This is a genomic window from Prescottella sp. GW823-FHT02E09 (genome assembly GCF_058797375.1).
Window position 1 is genome coordinate 853,699 of the sequence record NZ_JBXAJP010000001.1, and the last position, 17,792, is coordinate 871,490.

Annotated in this window: 17 protein-coding genes and 1 riboswitch; of the genes, 10 read left to right on the forward strand and 7 right to left on the reverse strand. The window is 68.9% G+C overall.

All coding sequences use genetic code 11. The features are described from left to right. Nucleotides 1-47: 47 nt before the first annotated feature. From AC1RIF_RS04155 to AC1RIF_RS04170, 4 genes are read left to right on the forward strand one after another with little or no spacing between them, the layout of a single operon-like run. A complete protein-coding gene (locus AC1RIF_RS04155; protein ID WP_492600080.1) occupies nucleotides 48-1,193 on the forward strand; it encodes an isochorismate synthase in 1,146 nt (381 codons plus the stop codon). Continuing rightward, entirely contained in the window at nucleotides 1,190-1,957 is a 768-nt protein-coding gene (locus AC1RIF_RS04160) for an SDR family oxidoreductase (protein WP_492600081.1), read from the forward strand. Before AC1RIF_RS04155 ends, AC1RIF_RS04160 begins: the two co-directional genes overlap by 4 nt. Before the next feature lie 39 nt (nucleotides 1,958-1,996). Further along, nucleotides 1,997-3,676, forward strand: coding sequence for a (2,3-dihydroxybenzoyl)adenylate synthase (locus AC1RIF_RS04165; protein ID WP_492600082.1), 1,680 nt, complete (start codon nucleotides 1,997-1,999; stop codon nucleotides 3,674-3,676). Between the two features lie 7 nt (nucleotides 3,677-3,683). Beyond that, nucleotides 3,684-4,328, forward strand: a complete 645-nt coding sequence (locus AC1RIF_RS04170) for an isochorismatase family protein (protein ID WP_492600083.1) — start codon at nucleotides 3,684-3,686, stop codon at nucleotides 4,326-4,328. 121 nt (nucleotides 4,329-4,449) lie between these two features. On the opposite strand, the gene AC1RIF_RS04175 is transcribed toward AC1RIF_RS04170, so the two are convergent. Genes AC1RIF_RS04175 through AC1RIF_RS04185 form a run of 3 tightly spaced genes read right to left on the reverse strand, consistent with a single transcriptional unit; the run spans nucleotide 4,450 to nucleotide 7,371 of the window. Next, nucleotides 4,450-5,526, reverse strand: a complete 1,077-nt coding sequence (locus AC1RIF_RS04175; protein WP_492600084.1) for an alcohol dehydrogenase catalytic domain-containing protein — start codon at nucleotides 5,524-5,526, stop codon at nucleotides 4,450-4,452. Then, entirely contained in the window at nucleotides 5,523-6,818 is a 1,296-nt protein-coding gene (locus tag AC1RIF_RS04180) for an MFS transporter (RefSeq protein WP_492600085.1), read from the reverse strand. The genes AC1RIF_RS04175 and AC1RIF_RS04180 overlap by 4 nt, the downstream gene beginning before the upstream one ends. A gap of 19 nt (nucleotides 6,819-6,837) precedes the next feature. Then, nucleotides 6,838-7,371, reverse strand: coding sequence for a 2,4'-dihydroxyacetophenone dioxygenase family protein (locus AC1RIF_RS04185; protein WP_492600086.1), 534 nt, complete (start codon nucleotides 7,369-7,371; stop codon nucleotides 6,838-6,840). A gap of 255 nt (nucleotides 7,372-7,626) precedes the next feature. Here AC1RIF_RS04185 and AC1RIF_RS04190 point away from each other — a divergent pair, with 255 nt between their 5' ends. Then, nucleotides 7,627-8,553, forward strand: a complete 927-nt coding sequence (locus AC1RIF_RS04190; protein WP_492600087.1) for a helix-turn-helix domain-containing protein — start codon at nucleotides 7,627-7,629, stop codon at nucleotides 8,551-8,553. Here AC1RIF_RS04190 and AC1RIF_RS04195 read toward each other — a convergent pair whose 3' ends face one another. Beyond that, nucleotides 8,554-10,668, reverse strand: a complete 2,115-nt coding sequence (locus AC1RIF_RS04195; protein ID WP_492600088.1) for a S9 family peptidase — start codon at nucleotides 10,666-10,668, stop codon at nucleotides 8,554-8,556. A gap of 16 nt (nucleotides 10,669-10,684) precedes the next feature. Next, nucleotides 10,685-11,569: a phosphoribosylaminoimidazolesuccinocarboxamide synthase gene (locus AC1RIF_RS04200; RefSeq protein ID WP_492600089.1), complete on the reverse strand. Its 885-nt coding sequence runs from the start codon at nucleotides 11,567-11,569 to the stop codon at nucleotides 10,685-10,687. Between the two features lie 160 nt (nucleotides 11,570-11,729). Here AC1RIF_RS04200 and AC1RIF_RS04205 point away from each other — a divergent pair, with 160 nt between their 5' ends. From AC1RIF_RS04205 to AC1RIF_RS04225, 5 genes are all read left to right on the forward strand, one after another. Further along, the gene (locus AC1RIF_RS04205; RefSeq protein WP_492600090.1) at nucleotides 11,730-13,157 is read left to right on the forward strand and encodes an MDR family MFS transporter; all 1,428 of its coding nucleotides are present in this window, start codon (nucleotides 11,730-11,732) and stop codon (nucleotides 13,155-13,157) included. Between the two features lie 12 nt (nucleotides 13,158-13,169). Continuing rightward, a riboswitch (cobalamin riboswitch) is annotated at nucleotides 13,170-13,354 on the forward strand. A gap of 31 nt (nucleotides 13,355-13,385) precedes the next feature. After that, nucleotides 13,386-14,372: an ABC transporter substrate-binding protein gene (locus AC1RIF_RS04210; protein ID WP_492600091.1), complete on the forward strand. Its 987-nt coding sequence runs from the start codon at nucleotides 13,386-13,388 to the stop codon at nucleotides 14,370-14,372. Beyond that, nucleotides 14,369-15,427 (forward strand): FecCD family ABC transporter permease, encoded by a 1,059-nt coding sequence (locus tag AC1RIF_RS04215; protein ID WP_492600092.1) that lies wholly within the window; start codon nucleotides 14,369-14,371, stop codon nucleotides 15,425-15,427. Before AC1RIF_RS04210 ends, AC1RIF_RS04215 begins: the two co-directional genes overlap by 4 nt. Further along, entirely contained in the window at nucleotides 15,424-16,236 is an 813-nt protein-coding gene (locus AC1RIF_RS04220; protein WP_492600093.1) for an ABC transporter ATP-binding protein, read from the forward strand. The genes AC1RIF_RS04215 and AC1RIF_RS04220 overlap by 4 nt, the downstream gene beginning before the upstream one ends. Continuing rightward, nucleotides 16,233-16,985, forward strand: coding sequence for a (2Fe-2S) ferredoxin domain-containing protein (locus AC1RIF_RS04225; RefSeq protein WP_492600094.1), 753 nt, complete (start codon nucleotides 16,233-16,235; stop codon nucleotides 16,983-16,985). The genes AC1RIF_RS04220 and AC1RIF_RS04225 overlap by 4 nt, the downstream gene beginning before the upstream one ends. Nucleotides 16,986-16,999: 14 nt before the next feature. Here the strand turns inward: AC1RIF_RS04225 and AC1RIF_RS04230 are convergent, their stop codons facing one another. Then, complete coding sequence (locus tag AC1RIF_RS04230) at nucleotides 17,000-17,374, reverse strand: hypothetical protein (RefSeq protein WP_492600095.1); 375 nt, start codon at nucleotides 17,372-17,374, stop codon at nucleotides 17,000-17,002. Continuing rightward, nucleotides 17,371-17,571, reverse strand: a complete 201-nt coding sequence (locus AC1RIF_RS04235) for a P-loop NTPase family protein (RefSeq protein ID WP_492600096.1) — start codon at nucleotides 17,569-17,571, stop codon at nucleotides 17,371-17,373. The genes AC1RIF_RS04230 and AC1RIF_RS04235 overlap by 4 nt, the downstream gene beginning before the upstream one ends. Nucleotides 17,572-17,792 lie beyond the last annotated feature (221 nt).

A 17,792-nucleotide genomic window follows, 5' to 3' on the forward strand; every position in this document is an offset into this window, starting at 1 on the left:
ATCACATCCGATCGATCCCCGCCACCGCTACCGAAAGGTGAGTGCACATGCCTGCACCGGTCGTCGCAGCTCCCGCCCCGTATCGGGCCGGACGGACCACCGCGGCCCCGTTCACACTCTCCAGGCCTCAGGGCAGCATCCGCGCGGAAGGTGTCCTTCGTCGGTTCGACGACGCCACCGAGGCCGCGCGGGCCCTGCGCGCGGGTGACGTGTCGGCGCTCACCGGGGCCCTACCGTTCGCCACCGACGCGCCGGCGGCGCTCGTCGAGCCCGCCCTGTTGTGGCGCACCGAGAAGCCCTGGCGCCGCTCGTCGACGGCCGAACTCCCCACGTGCACCGTGGAACAGCATCTCCCCGCCGAGGCCGAGCACGTCGCCCGTGTCCGTGCCGCGCTGACACGGCTGCGCGACGAGCGTGATCCGCTCCGGAAGGTCGTGCTCGCCCGCGCCCTGCGCTTGCGTACCCACCACCCGCTCGAGCCGGAAGCGTTGTTGCAGAATCTGATCGCGAACGATCCCGCCGGCAACGGGTACTGCGTGGATCTGTCGGCAGCCGGCGAGTGCCACACCGACCACTGGCTGGTCGGCTCGAGCCCCGAGGTGCTGATCCGGAAGCAGGGATCCGCCGTGAGCTGCCACCCGCTCGCCGGCTCGGCGCCGCGCCTCGACGATCCGATCGACGACTGGGAGTCGGGCCGCGAGCTCGGCGCGTCCGCCAAGAATCTGCGCGAGCACCGGTACGTCGTGGACGCGATTCGGGACCGCCTCGCCCCGCTGTGCAGCGACCTCGACATTCCCACCCGCCCGACGCTGACCCACACCCCCCAGCTGTGGCATCTCGGTACCCCGATCCAGGGCATCCTGCGCGACCCGTCGATCACCGCCCTCGATCTCGCGCTCGCGGTACACCCCACCCCGGCCATCTGCGGGACCCCCACCGTCGACGCGTTCGACATGATCCGCGAGATGGAGGGCGAACGCGGCTTCTACGCCGGTGCCGTCGGCTGGTGCGACGAACGCGGCGACGGCGAGTGGATGGTGACCATCCGATGTGCCCGGATCGACGCCGACGGTACCGGCCTGACCGCGTACGCCGGCGGCGGCATCGTCGCCGATTCCGTCGCCGAGGACGAGCTGGCCGAGACCTCCACCAAGTTCACCACCGTCCTGGACGCACTGGGGGTCACCCGATGAACCTGTGCCTGGTCACCGGCGCGGGCCGGGGAATCGGCCGCGCCACCGCGGCGACGCTGGCCGGCCGCGGCCGGCGGGTCGCGCTCCTCGACCGCGACGCCGACGCCGTCGCCGAGACGCGCGCCCTGGTGGGTCCGGCGTGCGTGGCCGCCCACCCGGTCGACATCCGCGACGCGACGGCGGTGGACGAGGCCGTCCGCGCGCTCGAGGGGCAACACGGCCCACTGCACGGCCTCGCGCACGTCGCCGGCGCCCTCGAGACCGGCTCGGTACTCGACAGCGATCCCGACAGTTGGCGGCGGGTGTTCGACGTCAACGTGACCGGCCTGCTCAACGTCCTGCGCGCGGTGGGCACGTCGATGCGCGAGCGGCGCGGCGGTGCGATCGTCGTCGTCGGCTCCAATGCCGCCGGCGTCCCGCGGGCCGGGATGGGCGCGTACGGGGCGTCCAAGGCGGCTGCGACGATGATCGCGCGGGTCACCGGTCTCGAGCTGGCGCAGCACGGAATCCGGGTCAACATCGTTGCGCCCGGTTCGACCGACACCGACATGCAGCGTGGGTTGTGGCCCGATCCCACCGACGACGCGGGCGCGCGCGGCGCGATCGACGGCAACCTCGCGGAGTTCAAGGTCGGCATCCCCCTCGGGCGAATCGCGGCCGCCGAGGACATCGCGGACTCGGTGGAGTTCCTGCTGTCCGAACGCGCCCGGCACATCACCATGCAGGCCCTCTACGTGGACGGCGGGGCGACGCTCCGCGCGTGAGTCCCGCACACCGTCCGCGACATCCGAAAGGAGAGCGTGTTGACCACCGCTCTGCGGCGCAGCCCCCTGGCGCGCGTCGAACCGTATCCCCCGGAGTTCGTGCAGCGGTACCGGGACGCCGGCTACTGGACCGACGAGACGTTCGCCGAGTTCCTGTCGGCCCGGGCCGCGCAGTACCCCGACCACATCGCGGTGACGGGTACCGGTGAGGGCGGCGTCCTTCGCACGCTCACCTACCGCGAGCTGAACGACAACACCGGTGTCCTCGCCACCGGGCTGCTGCGCCTCGGTATCGGCCCCGGCGACCGGGTGGTGCTGCAGGTACCGAACATGCCGGAGTACGTCGAGATGCTGTTCGCGGTCTTCGCGATCGGTGCCCTCCCGGTGTTCGCACTGCCCGCGCACCGCCGGGCGGAGGTGGGCTACTTCTGCGAGTTCACCGATGCCGCCGCCTACGTGATCGCCGACCGGCACGCCGGATTCGACTACCGGACCCTGGCCGGGGAGGTGGTCGACGGATCCGAGCGGCCGCCGCTGGTGGTCGTCGTGGGCGACGCCGGGGAGGGACCGGGGTTCACCCCGCTGGCCGAGCTGCGCGCCGCGACCGAACGGCCCCGGCCCTTCTCGCCCGCGCCGGACTCGATCGCGTTCCTGCAGCTGTCCGGTGGCACGACCGGGGTGTCCAAGCTGATCCCCCGCACCCACGCCGACTACCTGTACTCGGTGCGCGCGTCTGCCGAGATCTGCGGCCTGTCCCCCGAGACCCGGATGCTGGTGAGCCTGCCTGCCGCACACAACTTCCCGATGAGCTCCCCGGGCATCCTCGGCGTCCTGCACGCCGGTGGCCGGGTGGTGCTGGCTCCGGATCCCACACCGTCGACGTCGTTCGAGTTGATCGAGCGGGAGCGAATCACGATCGCGTCGCTCGTCCCGCCGTTGGCGCTGACGTGGATGTCGTCGCCCGCCCGCGAGAAGTTCGACCTGTCCAGCCTCGAGGTGCTGCAGGTGGGCGGCGCCAAGTTCAGCGCCGAGGCCGCCCGCCGGGTGCGGGACGAACTCGGCTGCGGGCTGCAGCAGGTGTTCGGGATGGCCGAGGGACTGGTCAACTACACCCGTGAGGACGACCCCGAGGAGATCGTGGTCGGCACGCAGGGCCGGCCGATCAGTCCGGACGACGAGGTCCTGGTGGTGGACGACGAGGACAGGCCGGTTCCGGTCGGCACCGTCGGAAACCTGCTCACCCGAGGCCCTTACACGATCCGCGGCTACTACGCTGCGCCGGAACACAATCGGTCCTCGTTCACGCCCGACGGCTTCTACCGCACCGGTGATCGGGTGCGGCTCACCGAGACCGGGCACCTCGTCGTCGAGGGCCGGGCGAAGGACCAGATCAACCGGGGCGGTGAGAAGGTCGCCGCCGAAGAGGTCGAGAACCACCTACTGGCCCACCCCGCGGTGCGCGACGTCGCGGTCGTCTCGAAACCCGACGAGTACCTCGGCGAGCGGACGTTCGCGTTCGTGATCGGCGAGGGCGCACCGCCGCGCGCCGTCGAACTGCGCACGTTCCTGCGCGAGCGAGGCCTCGCCGCTTACAAGATCCCCGACGGCTTCCAGTTCGTGGACGACTTCCCCGTCACCGGCGTCGGCAAGGTCAGCCGCACCGATCTGCGTCGTGCGCTCGAATCGACTTTCACCACAAAGCCCTCCACCGACAGTTAGGACACGCATGTCCCTGCCCCGCTCCGTCTCCTACCCGATGCCCACCGAGTTGCCCGAGAACCGGGCCCCGTGGCGTATCGACCCGGACCGCGCGGTCCTGCTGGTCCACGACGCGCAGGAGTACTTCATCCGCGCGTTCGACCGCACCGCCGATCCGGCGCGCACCATGATCGCGAACGTCGATGCGATCCGCACGGCGTGCCGGGCCTCGGGTGTACCGATCATGTACACCGCGCAACCCGGCGACCAGGACCCCGAGCATCGCGCGCTGTTGAGCGACTTCTGGGGCCCGGGCCTGTCGTCCGATCCCGCCGAGACGGCGATCATCTCCGAGCTGGCCCCCGAACCGGAGGACGTGCTCCTCACCAAGTGGCGCTACAGCGCCTTCGCGAAAACCGATCTGCGGCAGCGGCTGTCGGACCTCGGCCGGGATCAGCTGATCGTGACCGGCGTGTACGCGCACATCGGCTGCCTCACCACCGCCCTCGACGGGTTCATGCAGGACGTCGAGATGTTCCTCGTCGCGGACGGTCTGGCCGACTTCTCCGCGGCCGAGCACCGGCAGGCCCTCGACTACGCTGCGGCGCGCTGCGCCGTGGTGTCACCGACCGCGCACCTGCTGTCCACACTGGCCATGCCTGTCCCGGTGTGACACCGAGTCAGACGCTGGAGTGGCCACCGTCCAGAGATACCACCGGTGCCGAGGACGTTCTTGCCGGTGAACCGGTCCGGCCGGACGACGCCCCGGCCGGCGGCAGCGGATGCGCGCGTGGTCATCGAGCGCCTCCGTCGCAGTGGACGAGGGTTTTCACGCCGCGCGCGGCGCCGGAAGCCATCGCCGACAGCACCGCCGGCGCGTCGTGCAACGCCACGACGTCGGTGGTGAAGGGTGAGAGATCGAGCAGACCGGCATCGACGAGGTCGATCAGCTCGCGGTGACAGTCGTTGTATCCGACACTTGCGACGACGGCGAGTTCGCGGTTGACGAAATCGAAAGCGTCGAAGTGCAGTTCGCCGGCAAGCCCGAGGAGGACCACCGTTCCACCGCTCCGGACGGACCCGATGGCCGCAGCGAACGTCGGCTGCACGCCGACCACCTCGAACGCGATGTCGGCACCCTCGCTCCCGACGGTCTGCCGGATCGCGGCGGGCACATCGGGAACCGCCCGTGGATCGACCACCGTGGTGACACCGAGCGTCGACGCCAGTTCGCGTCGAGCCGGGACCGGGTCCACGCCGACGAGACATTCGACGCCGCGCTGCCTCAGCAGGGTGCACACCAGCAGCCCCACCGGTCCGAGCCCGATCACTGCGGCCGTGTCGCCGGCCTGCAGCCCGGACCGGCGCACGGCGTGCAGTGCCACCGCCGCCGGTTCCAGCACCGCCGCCTGGGCCAGATCGAATCCGGCCGGTAGGACGTGCACCATGTAGGCGGGAACAGTTGCGTACTGGGCCATCCCGCCGTTGCCCATCAGTCCGGCGAAGCCGAAGTGCCGGCACGTATGGTAGCGGCCGTCCCGGCACGCGGCGCACTCACCGCAGCGATAGTTCGGTTCGACGGCCACCGGGTCACCGATCTCGATCCCGGCGACGCCCGCTCCGACCGCGACCACGGTGCCCGAGAACTCGTGCCCGAGCACGAGCGGCGCGACCGTTCCGGACAGCGCGTGCGGAATCGCGTCCGGGATCGCGTGCGGACCGTCGTGGATCTCGTGCAGGTCGCTGCCGCAGGCTCCGCAATACGCGCAGCGCAGCAGCACCTCGCCGGGTCCGGGAGCGGCGACAGCGACCTCGTCGAGTCGAAGGTCTCCCGCTCCGTGCCAGCGGACCGCCCGTGCGGTGACGCTCATGCGGTCGCCCCCACTCGGGCCGGGGCGGTTTCCTTCAATCCGAAGGCGAGCAGGACCACGACGAGCGCGGCGCCCGACGAGATGAACATGCTCACCTGCAGGCCGAACGAGTCCGACAGCAGTCCCGCCAGCCACGGGGCCACGAATCCACCGACCACCTCGCCGACGCCCATGATCAGTCCCAGGCAGGTCGCAACGAGATGCCTCGGCACCGTCTCGGCGGGGATCGTCGCCATCAGCAGCGTGAAGCACCCGAGGCCCGTATAGGTCACGGCAAGGGCCAGGAACAACAGAACCGGTGAATCGATGCCGATCACCGCGAGCGGCGCCAGGACCGCCAGTGACGTGAATCCGATCATGGCGGGCTTGCGACCGATCCGATCCGAGATACCGGGTACGAGCGCACCCCAGACCACCCACGCGATCCCGATACCGGTCAACGCGAAGCTCAGTTGTCCGCCGTCGAATCCTTTGACCTCGCTCAGGTAGAGCGGCGCGAATGTCTGGGTCGTCGTGAACCACGTGAGGTAGAAGATCGCGATCACCAAACACACCAACACGTTCCGAGTGCGCAGGGCATCGGAGAGGCGCATCGCGGCGTGCTCGGGTGAGACTTCGATGCCCCCGTCGGCGCCGTCCTGAGCAAGCGTCGCCGGATCCTGAAGGCGGAGATCGCGGACGAACTTCAGCACCAGGACCGCGAGGATCAACCCGGGCACCACGGTGACGAGGAAGGCTGCGCGCCAGCCGAACGCCTCCGCCAGGTGGACGGTGACGACGGGACCGACGATACCGCCGAGTAGACCGGCCGAGGATCCCTGGACCAGGCCCATGTTCAGGCCACGCCGACGCGGACTCGACGAGTAGATCATCATCGGTTGTGCCAGCGGGAGTACCGCGCCCTCCGCGCCGCCCATGATCGCCCGTAGCAACAAGAGGCTGGCGAGTCCGCCGACCAGACCGGAGAGCGCCGAGAACACCGTGAACACGATGATCGCGCCGATCAACAGTGACTTGCGTCGATCCTTCCGGTCCGAGAGGTAGCCCATCGACAGTCCGGCGATCGCCCAGGTCAGTGCCGGGATCCCGCCGAGGAGTCCGATGTCGGAGTTGTCCAGGCCCAGTTCGTCCTTGAAGAACGGACTGAGGTAGTTCAGGGCCAGTCGGTCGAAGAACACGAATCCGAATGTGGCGAAAAGTACTGCGAGAAGAACATTTTCGTAGCGTCCCCCACGAGGCGGCGGTGTGTACGCCGGGCGCCCGGGGGCGCTGCGCGCGCCGGTGACGGTCATGGCTTCGATCTCCTCACCGTCAGCGGATGAGCGAATCGACGTAGTCGGCGCCGATTCCACTCTTGTCGTAGTGCTCGCGGCACAGCGCCAGGTAGTCGTGGACGTCGAAGTGACCGGTGCTGTTTCCGTCCTCGTCGAGCCAGACGAGCGGGCCGGTCACCACGAAGAAGGCCCGCATCTGGTCCTCGTGCTCGTAGGCCACCAGCGTGTGCCCCTCGCCCGGGGTCTCGTAGACGAACGACCCCGCGGCCGCGGTCCACGGCTGTTCGAGGTAACCCCACTTGCCGGAGATGGTGTACGCGAAGACCTCGTGCGGGTGGTAGTGGCGGTTGACCAGGCCCGCGGACTTCGCCCACAGGATGTCGGCCCAGCGGTTGGTGGCCGGCGAGATCCACAGCGGGCGGGAGAACACGGTCGCGCTCATCGGTGCGTAGTAGCGCTCGTCGTCGATCGGCGCGAACTGGTGGAAGATCTCGGGCTGGGCGTCCGGCTTCATCGAGTTCACGATCGGCTTCAGGTCGGCCCAGAATTCGTTGGTGGCGGCGTCGGGCATGGAACTCTCCTTCTTTCGGGTGCGTCGGTGCGGCGCCGTCGGACAGGACGGTTCACCGGCACAACGAGTAGACGACGCCGACCCCGGCGACGTCTTTCACCGACAGGACACACCTACGACCACTTTCGGACACTGGCGCCTCACGTTGACGATCGCAGAGCACCCATTGCATACTGCTGCGGCGAATGTGGCCCACGTCTCATCCCGCGTACACGGTGCCGCCAGGCCTGCAGAGGAGTGGAGGCGCTCTCATCCATGACCACCAGGATCAGCACGGTCTCGACCGACGGGATAGACACCCACGACCGCGTAGCGTTCTGGGAGGAATACAACGCGCAGGAACTGGTGGGCCTGCGGTGTTCGACCTACCACGACGACGGCCTCGAAGCCCGCCAGCTCAACATGGATCTGGGTGGCCTGCGGCTCGCCGACATCTCCGGGAACCCCCACGTCATCGACCGTTCCCGTCACCATGTCGCGGCCATTCCGAAGGACTCGGTCTTCATCACCCAACTGGTGACCGGTTCGGCCTTCTTCTACCACGCGAACGGATGCCTCCGGCTGAACGCGGGCGACATGGTCGTCTACGACACCTCCCAGCCGTACCTGTTCGGCTTCGAGACGCGGATGCGCCAGTTCCTGCTCGACATTCCCCGTGACGCGGTCCGCGACATCCGGCCCGCCGGGGTCCAGGACCTGCCGTACGTCGTGTCCCCCACAACCGGCGTGACCGGCACCCGGGTACGGGCGCTCGGCGGACTCGTCCGGTCTCTCATCGACGACGGTGACTCCGACGATCAGCGCCGCGACGATCTGCTCACGGCCGCTCTGACGCTGCTGACCGGTCGCGAATCGACCGGGGCCGCGTTACGGCGAACGGCGACCACGTACATCATGGCCTGCCTCACCGAACCCGGCCTGACGGTGGAGTCCGTCGCCCGCGAGATCGGTGTCTCGGCAAGACATCTGAACCGAGCCTTCGCGGCTGACGACATCACGGTCACCCAGTTCATCCACCGGGAGCGCCTCGACGGCGCCCGCAAGGAACTCACCGGTCCTGCCGCGTCGGACCGCCGCATCGCCGATGTCGCCGCACGCTGGGGGTTCTCCTCGCAGGCGCACTTCACGCGTGCTTTCCGGCGCGAGTTCGGGTCCACCCCCAGCGAAGTACGTGGCGGCTGATCAGACAGCGCCCGCGGTGTCGAGCACCCACGCGTACTCGAACGCGACTTCCTTCCACTTCTCGTACCGCCCGCTGACGCCGCCGTGGCCGGCACTCATCTCGGTCTTGAGCAGCAGCGGCGCGTCACCGGTCTTCGTCGCACGCAGCGCGGCAACCCATTTCGCGGGCTCGACGTACAGCACGCGGGTGTCGTTGATGCTCGTGATCGCGAGGATCGCCGGATAGTCCTTGGCCTCGACGTTCTCGTACGGGCTGTAGGACCGCATGTACTCGTACACCTGCGGATCCTCGAGCGGGTTGCCCCACTCGTCCCACTCGATCACCGTCAGCGGCAGGTCCGGATCGAGGATCGAGGTGAGGGGATCCACGAACGGCACGTTCGCGAGGATGCCCGCGAACAACTCGGGCGCGAGATTCGCGACCGCGCCCATCAGCAGGCCGCCCGCGCTGCCGCCGTCGGCGACCAACTGTGCCGGCGTCGTCCGCCCCTCGTCGACGAGATGTCGTGCGCACGCCACGAAATCGGTGAAGGTGTTCTTCTTGGTGAGCGTCTTGCCGTTCTCGTACCAGTGCCGGCCCATCTCGCCGCCGCCACGCACGTGCGCGACCGCGAACACCATGCCGCGGTCGAGCAGCGACAGCCGCGCGACCGAGAACGCCGGGTCCATGCTGGCCTCGTACGAGCCGTACCCGTACAACAGCGTCGGGGCCGGGTCGCCACCGATTCCCTTGCGCCGCACGATCGACAGCGGGATACGGGTGCCGTCGTCGGCGACGGCCCACTCCCGGTGCTGCTCGTAGTCGGCGGGATCGAACCCGCCGAGCACGGGCTGCGACTTGCGCAACAGCAGTGCGCCGGTTGCCAATTCGTAGTCGTACACGCGGGACGGCGTGATGAACGACGTGTACCCCAGGCGCAGCGTCGGCTGATCCCACTCCGGGTTGGACCCGAGGCCGACCGAGAACAGTTCCTCGTCGAACTCCATCTCCGTCAGCTCGCCGTAGCCCTCGGGCGTGAGCGGCCAGATCGCCAGCCGGGTGAGCACGTCCCGGCGGTAGCTGAGCACCAGGTGGTCGGCGAACGTGTCGATGTCCTCGAGCCGGACGTCGTGACGGTGCGGGACCAGGATCTCCATCGCACCGGGATCCGAAACCGGGGCCTGCGCCAGCACGAAGTTCTCGGCCTTCTCGCCGTCGACGACGTCGTTGTGCAGGATCAGGAAGCGGTCCTCGCCCGCGACCACGGCGTGCTCGGCGGAGTACTCGACGCCCTCGCGACGCGGCAGGATCACCCGGAACTCGCCCTCGGGGTTCGCCGACTCGAGGATCCAGCCCTCGGTGGTCACCTTGGACCCGAGCCAGATCATCAGGTACTTCTCGCTGCGCGTGGACCCGACCGCCACCCAGTACCGCTCGTCCGGTTCGTGGAAGACCTGCACGTCCTGGTCCTGTGTGGTGCCGAGCCTGTGCCGCCACACGGTGTCGGGCCGCCACGACTCGTCGACCGTCAGGTAGAAGATGTGCTGGTGGTCGATGGCCCACGTCGCGCCGGGTGCGGTGTTCGGGATCTCGTCGGCGAGCAGTTCGCCGGTCTCGAGATTCTTGAACCGCAATGTGTAGCGTTCGTCGCCGATGACGTCGACCGAGTAGGCCAGCAGCGTGCCGTCGTGGCTCACCGAGAACGCGCCGACGGAGAAGAACTCGTGGCCCTCCGCCTCGACGTTGCCGTCGAGCAGCACCTGCTCGCCCGGCATCGCGGTGTCGGCCGACAGCTCAGGCGGCGTCCAGTCGTCCGGTCCGGAGATGGGGCACCGGCAGTTGACGCCGTACTGCTTGCCCTCGGCGGTCCGCGCGTAGTACCACCAGTCGCCCAGCCGCGTCGGGACCGACATGTCGGTCTCCTGCGTCCGCGACTTGATCTCCTGGAACACCTTCTCGCGCAACGGCTCCAGATGCTCGAGCTGCCGCGCGGTGTACGCGTTCTCCGCCTCGAGGTACTCGATGACCTCCGGGTCCTCCTTTGCCCGCAGCCACTCGTAGTGGTCCACGAACGTGTCCCCGTGATGGGTCCGTTCGAGGGGCACCCGCTTGGCGACCGGAGGCGGAGTCGGCATCGAGGGCACGGTCATCTCAGCCCACCCAATCCTCGAACGACAGACCCGAGATGCGCTCGTACGCCTCGATGTAGCGGGCGCGGGTCGCGTCCACGATGTCCTGCGGCAGCGGCGGGGGCGGGGTGTCAGAGGCGCGGTCCCAGCCCGACGCGGGACTGGTGAGCCAGTTGCGCACGAACTGCTTGTCGAAGCTGGGCTGCACCTTGCCCGGCTCGTACCCGTCGGCCGGCCAGTACCGCGACGAGTCCGGCGTCAGCACCTCGTCGGCGAGCACCAGGTTGCCGTCGGCGTCGAGGCCGAATTCGAACTTGGTGTCGGCGAGAATGATGCCGCGGTCCCGCGCGAAGCTGGCGGCACGGAAGTAGATGTCGAGGGTGTCGTCGCGCAGCTTCACCGCGAGGTCCTGACCGACCTTGTCGACGACGGCCTGGAAGTCGATGTTCTCGTCGTGGTCGCCGAGATCGGCCTTGCTGGCCGGGGTGAAGATCGGCTCGGGCAGCTGGCTCGCCTCGACCAGCCCCTCGGGCAGCGCGACGCCGCACACCGCACCGGTGCTGTTGTAGTCCGCCAGGCCCGAGCCGGTGAGGTAGCCGCGGGCCACGCACTCGACGGGCAGCATGTTCAGCTTGCGGACCACGAGGGCGCGCCCGAGGACCTCCTCGGGGATGCGCTCGTCCAACGGATCGCCCGCCAGGTGGTTGGTGCCGCCCAGCTTCTCGAAGAAGAAGACGCTCATCGCGGTGAGCACGCGCCCCTTGTCGGGGATCGGCGTGGTCAGCACATGGTCGTAGGCCGAGATCCGGTCACTCGCGACCAGCAGCAGGTGCTCGTCGTCGATCGTGTACAGATCGCGGACCTTGCCGCCGGCCAGATGGGTGTAGGAATCGAGTGAAGGACGCACGTTGCATACCCTATCGGTCCCGCGAATCGGCGCATCCCACCGCACGTGGGCGCCCCATTCGCATCTTCCCCCGCGATTCGCGCACTTGTGCGCAAAACGCGGGAGTCGGCGGTAGTCGTTAGCCTTGTTTCGGACTTCACGAGGAATGGTGGGTGGGTGCATGGCGATCGACACCGCGACTACATCGGTGGGGCTGCGCTCGGAACGGGGCCCGATTCTGTTGTCGCTGATGCTCAGCACGTCCCTCGTCGCGCTCGACAGCACGATCATCGCGACCGCGGTGCTCACGATCGTCGGCGATCTCGGGGGCTTCTCGCAGTTCCCGTGGCTGTTCTCGGTGTATCTGTTGGCGCAGGCGGTCTCGGTGCCCATCTACGGCAAGCTGTCCGACGTCTTCGGCCGCAAGCCGATCATGATGCTGGGCATCGCGCTCTTCGCGGTCGGTTCGCTGCTGTGCGGCGTCGCGTGGAGCATGCCCGCGCTGATCGTCTTCCGGGCGCTCCAAGGTCTCGGCGCCGGCGCGATCCAACCGATGGCGCTCACCATCGCGGGCGACATCTACACCGTCGCCGAACGCGCCAAGGTGCAGGGCTACATCGCGAGTGTGTGGGGCGCGTCCGCGGTGCTGGGCCCGACACTGGGCGGCGTGTTCTCCGAGTACCTGTCATGGCGGTGGATCTTCCTGGTCAACCTGCCGCTGTGCGCGCTCGCAGCGTGGATGCTGCACCGCAAGTTCGTCGAGACGACCACGGTGCAGCGGCGGCGCATCGACTATCCCGGCGCGATCCTGCTCACCGGCGGCGCGGCGCTGATGATCCTCGGACTGCTCGAGGGCGGCCAGTCGTGGGAGTGGCTGTCCCCGATGGGCATCGGCGTCTTCGTCGTCGGTGCGTCGATGCTCGCCGGATTCGTCCTCGTCGAACGCCGCGTCGCCGATCCGATCCTGCCGCTGCACATGCTGACCCGCCGGGTGCTGGTCGCGAGCAGTCTGGTGTCGCTGTCGGTGGGCGCGATCCTGATGGGGCTCACGTCGTACGTGCCGACGTTCGTGCAGGGCGTGCTCGGCACCGGCGCGCTCGTCGCGGGCTTCGCACTGGCGGTGCTCACCATCGGCTGGCCCATCGCCGCGTCCCAGGCCGGACGGTTGTACCTGCGCGTCGGATTCCGCACGACCGCGCTGATCGGCAGTGCCCTCGCGCTCGTCGGCACCGCACTGTTACTGCTGCTCTCGGACGGCTCGCCGGTGTGGCAGGTGGGCGCGACATGCTTCGTCATCGGCTCCGGCATGGGCCTGATCGCCACCCCTACGCTGATCGCGGCGCAGTCCAGCGTCGACTGGTCCGAGCGCGGCGTGGTGACCTCGACCAACATGTTCGCGCGCTCGATCGGCAGCGCCGTGGGTGTCGCGGTGTTCGGTGCGCTGGTGAACTCACGGGTCGGCGAGGCCGCCGAACCGGATCCCGGTGATCTTGCCGACGCGATCCACCTGGTGTTCCTCGGACTGTTCTGCATCGCCGTCGTGATGACGGTGTCGTCGGCGCTGATGCCGCGGGCTGAGAAGACCGACAAGGCGGACAGCGCCCTCTGACCCGTCGTCTATTCTTCACGATGTTGTCACGGTGTTCGGGAAGTCCGGTTGAAGCCGGCGCGGTACTCGCCACTGTGGGCAGGTACGTCGACTACTAGGGGTTCGACCCCAGCCACTGGGTGCACATGCATCCGGGAAGGCGTAGTCGGCGGCTATCCCTGCCGAGCCAGGAGACCGGCCGTGACGCATAACTGCACGTTTTCCACGAGTCATGGAAGGCGGGTCGCTTTGCGTACCCCTATCTCTCGCCGAGTCATCTCCACGGCAGCGGTGTCGATCGCCACCGCTCTCACCCTCACCGCGTGCGGCGGGTCGTCGAACGACGACGCCGACGCCGCCGCGATCTCCCTGCAGAACTGCGGGCGCACCGTCACGCTCGACGGTCCGGCCGAGCGGGCCGTCACCCTCAACCAGGGCGCCACCGAATCGGCGCTGTCGATCGGTGCCGAGGGCCAGATGGTCGGCACCGCGTACCTCGACGACACCATCGCCCCTCAGTGGCAGGCCGCGTACGCGCAGGTGCCGGCGCTGGACGAGAAGGACTACCCCAGCCGCGAGGCGCTGCTCGAGACCAAGCCGGACCTGGTGCTGGCGTCGTACTCGAGCGCGTTCGACGACAAGGCCGTCGGCTCGCACGAGTCGTTCGACGAACTGGGCATCGCCACGTACGTCTCACCGTTCGGCTGCAAGGACAAGTCGACGCGCCCGCCGGTCGCGTGGGATTCCATCGCCACCGAGATCACCGACTACGGCACCCTGTTCGGCCGCGAGACCGAGTCCGACGCCGTCATCGCGCAGATGCGGACCACCCTCGCCGGCATCGAGTCCGCCGCGCCGGCGAAGGGCAAGACGATCTTCTGGTACGACAGCAACACCGACACCCCGTATGTCGGCGGCAACGCCGGCGGACCACAGTTGATCATCGATGCGGTCGGCGGGACCAACGTCTTCGCGAACGCCGACGGCGCGTGGCTCGACGGCAGCTGGGAGACGGTGCTGGCGGCGAACCCCGACATCATCGTCCTCGCGGACGCGTCATGGGACACCGCCGAGGAGAAGAAGACCTATCTCCGCAACGATCCGGCGCTGAAGGACCTGAAGGCGGTGCGCGACGACGCGTTCGTCGTGGTCCCGTTCTCGGCGAGTACGCCCGGTCCCCGCACCATCGAGGGCGCGAGCCTGGTCGCCGAGCAACTGGGCGGCAGCGGGGCATGAGTCTGACGACCCGGGTGCCGGCCCGGGCGGCCGCGACGACCAGCACCGGCTGGGCGGTCGTCCTGGTCGCGTTGCTCGTGGTGAGCTGCGCGGCCGGGGTCGCGATCGGTGCGGCCGACCTGTCGATCGGCACGGTCGTCGAGGCGATCGCCGGACGACTCGGCATCGGCCCGGGGACCGACCTGCTCACCACCCACATCGTTGTCGACCTGCGGATGCCGCGGGTGCTGGCGGCCGCGGCGACCGGCGCGGGCCTGGCCGTGTGCGGCGCCGTGCTGCAGTCGCTGACCGGCAACCAACTGGCCGACCCGTACCTGCTCGGCATGTCCGGGGGCGCATCGTTGGGGGCGGTGCTGGCCTTGACCAGCGGCGTGACCGCGGTGGGTGCCTTCGGTTTCGGCGCCGTCTCGTCGGCTGCGTTCCTCGGGGCCCTCGGCAGCCTGCTGCTGGTGTTCCTCATCGCGACCTCACGGTCCGGGGCGTTGCTGCCCGGCCGGCTCGTCCTCGCCGGAATCGCGGTGGGCCAGCTGACCGCGGCGCTGACGTCTGCGCTGGTGCTGTTCGGCGACCGCGACGCCGCCCATCGGGTGCTGAACTGGACCCTCGGCTCGGTGGCCGGCGTGCGCTGGTCGGGCCTGATCGGCATCCTCATCGTCGTCGCGTTGACGTTGACGATCGTCCTGGCCTACAGCCGGGTGCTGGACTCGTTCGCGTTCGGCGAGCGTGCCGCCGCGAGCCTCGGCACCAACGTCGAGCGGTCCCGGTGGGTGCTGTACGCGGTGGCGTCGCTGTGCACGGCGGCACTGGTCGCGCAGGCCGGTGTCATCGGCTTCGTCGGACTCGTGGTGCCGCACGCCGCCCGGATGCTCGTCGGCCCGCTGCATGCGCGCCTGCTCCCGGTGGTGGTGTTGCTCGGCGCACTGCAGCTGGTGTGGGCCGACATCGTCGCCCGCACCGTCCTGCCCGGGCGGGAACTACCCATCAGCATCGTCACCGCCGTCGTCGGGGTGCCGGCGTTCGTGTGCCTGCTCCGACGACGGGGAGCTCGCGCATGAGCCACCACTCCCCCGAGATCAGCGTCGAGGACGTCACCTGGTCGGTAGCAGGCACCCGGATCCTCGACCGCGTCACGTGCTCGGCTCCGGAAAAGCGGGTCACCGGGCTGATCGGACCGAACGGGTCGGGCAAGACGTCGCTGCTGTCGACGATCGCCCGACTCGAGCGTCCGGACAGCGGACGGGTGCTTCTCGGCGATGTCGAGACGACCACGATGCAACGCCGCGAGTTCGCCCGCACCGTCGCACTGGTGGAACAGCATTCAGCCACCGAACTGGACCTGACGGTGGAACAGATCGTCGAGCTCGGGGCCATCCCGCACCGCGGCGGCTGGGCCCGACCCGCCACACTCGGCACGGGCGAACTGGTCACCGGCTGCCTCGCGACGGCCGGCATCACCCACCTGCGACACCGGTTGTGGCAGAGCCTGTCCGGCGGCGAGAAACAGAAGACCCAGCTGGCCCGGGCGTTCGCGCAGCGTCCCTGTGTGCTGCTGCTCGACGAACCCACCAACCACCTCGACGTCTCGGCGTCGCTCGAACTGCTGGAACTGATCCGCACCCGCGGGCTCACCACGGTGGCCGCGATGCACGACCTGAACCTGGCCGCGATGTACTGCGACCACCTGGTGGTGCTGCGCGACGGCCGGGTGGTCACCGAGGGCCCTACGGAGTCGGTCCTCACCGCGGAACTGCTCGCGGACGTCTACGGCCTAGACGCCCTGGTACAACCTCATCCACGAACGGGCCGTCCGATGGTGGTGCTGTGCGGCACCGTCGACGTGCCCGCCGAAAGGTCTTTCTCATGAACATGATTCGACAGTCGAGATGGGTGATCGTCACCGCACCCACCGACCGTGGCGCCGATCCTCGCGACCAGGTGCTCGGCGCGCTGCGCACGTTGCAGGACCGGTACCCGGACACCGTCTTCGTGACGGCCGTACTCGGCGGCTCGGGGACATCGGTCACCGTGGCGCTCGACGAGGCGACCGCGTCCGGCGCGACCGAGGTCGTCGTGGTGAGCGCCCAGACGGTACTGGACCGCAAGATCGACGCGTGGTTCCGCCGCATCATCGGGCACTGGTTGCGCGAGCACTCCGGTGAACAGCTTCCCGACGTCCGGATCGCAAATCCGCTCTCCGACACCACGAACTACGCCGACCTGCTCGACGCCGCGATCTCCGGCCCGACCGCCCCGGCGCGCACCACCACCGCTCCCCTGACCTCCCCCGCCTGGGACGAGGTGCCCGGCTTCGCACGCCACGTTCTGGTGTGCCGCGGCCCACGCTGCTCGGCCCGCGGCGGCCCGGAGACTGCGCAGGCACTCGACCGTGCGCTCGAGGCCCGCGGTCTGGGTGACGACGACGTACTCGTCACCCAGACCGGATGCCTGTTCCCGTGCTCGCAGGCCCCGGTCGCGGTGGTGTACCCCGACAACGCCTGGTACTCCGAGTTGCACGCCACCCGGGTGGAGCGATTCGTCGACGAGCATCTCGTCGAGGGAAGACCCGTCATCGAATGGCACGGGACGCGGCGATCTTTGGACCCAGCCGAGTAGTTACGCGTCACCACTCAATCGGGCTGCGGTACTACAGCCCACGCCTCCACCTCCATCAGCATCGTCGGATCCAGCAAACTCGCCCACCACGACAGCCCTACCGGCAGGCGACTTCGAACGTCCTCGCCACCGAAGGTGACGTTGCCCGAATCGGGTTCGATCAGGCGCGCAGCACCATCCGACCGACTGTCGACGTGCCGGCCCCGCATTCCCCGACGACAGCGCAGATCCGTCAGCCGCAGGCAGCGCGCCGACCGGCCCGCGGTCGTGTCGGTCAGGGTGGGACGCGTGGCATCGAACAAACCTGCGCGGGCGTGGGTGCACCGGTCGCGGAACTGGCAGCTCACCGGCTCGAAGAACGCCTCGTCGGTGCGTCCGTACTCGATCACCTCGCCTGGTGCACAATCACCACCCGCTCGCACAGTTCCGCGATCACGCCGAGGGACGAACAGTAGCGCAACCCCGGTCCGCTCCGGCAGATCGCCAGCAGGTCCAGGATCGCTTCCTGCACAGTGATATCCAGCGCGGTGGTGTGCTCGTTTGCGATCAGCAGCCTCGGGTTGCAGGCCATGACCATCGCGGCCATGCGGTCCAGATCCAGGTCCAGAATGTGTCGCTCGACATCGCTGCGGGTGAATCCGTTGCACTGGTGGGTGAATCGGGATCCGAGTCACGGCCGTCGAACTCGATGCTGCCGTTTGGAACCCTCCACCGGGGCCGGCAGGTGTCGGGTGCGACTACTTGGTGATGCCCACGTGACGGACGTCGAAGATGCCCAGGTTCACCCACGGCATGTCCTCGGTACCG

Coding starts and splice junctions, on each gene's coding strand:
- AC1RIF_RS04215 (WP_492600092.1), top strand. CDS start 14,369: ATGAGTCTGACGACCCGGGTGCCGGCCCGGGCGGCCGCGACGACCAGC.
- AC1RIF_RS04175 (WP_492600084.1), bottom strand. CDS start 5,526: ATGAGCGTCACCGCACGGGCGGTCCGCTGGCACGGAGCGGGAGACCTT.
- AC1RIF_RS04160 (WP_492600081.1), top strand. CDS start 1,190: ATGAACCTGTGCCTGGTCACCGGCGCGGGCCGGGGAATCGGCCGCGCC.
- AC1RIF_RS04195 (WP_492600088.1), bottom strand. CDS start 10,668: ATGCCGACTCCGCCTCCGGTCGCCAAGCGGGTGCCCCTCGAACGGACC.
- AC1RIF_RS04190 (WP_492600087.1), top strand. CDS start 7,627: ATGACCACCAGGATCAGCACGGTCTCGACCGACGGGATAGACACCCAC.
- AC1RIF_RS04235 (WP_492600096.1), bottom strand. CDS start 17,571: ATGGCCGCGATGGTCATGGCCTGCAACCCGAGGCTGCTGATCGCAAAC.
- AC1RIF_RS04185 (WP_492600086.1), bottom strand. CDS start 7,371: ATGCCCGACGCCGCCACCAACGAATTCTGGGCCGACCTGAAGCCGATC.
- AC1RIF_RS04155 (WP_492600080.1), top strand. CDS start 48: ATGCCTGCACCGGTCGTCGCAGCTCCCGCCCCGTATCGGGCCGGACGG.
- AC1RIF_RS04220 (WP_492600093.1), top strand. CDS start 15,424: ATGAGCCACCACTCCCCCGAGATCAGCGTCGAGGACGTCACCTGGTCG.
- AC1RIF_RS04180 (WP_492600085.1), bottom strand. CDS start 6,818: ATGACCGTCACCGGCGCGCGCAGCGCCCCCGGGCGCCCGGCGTACACA.
- AC1RIF_RS04205 (WP_492600090.1), top strand. CDS start 11,730: ATGGCGATCGACACCGCGACTACATCGGTGGGGCTGCGCTCGGAACGG.
- AC1RIF_RS04225 (WP_492600094.1), top strand. CDS start 16,233: ATGAACATGATTCGACAGTCGAGATGGGTGATCGTCACCGCACCCACC.
- AC1RIF_RS04170 (WP_492600083.1), top strand. CDS start 3,684: ATGTCCCTGCCCCGCTCCGTCTCCTACCCGATGCCCACCGAGTTGCCC.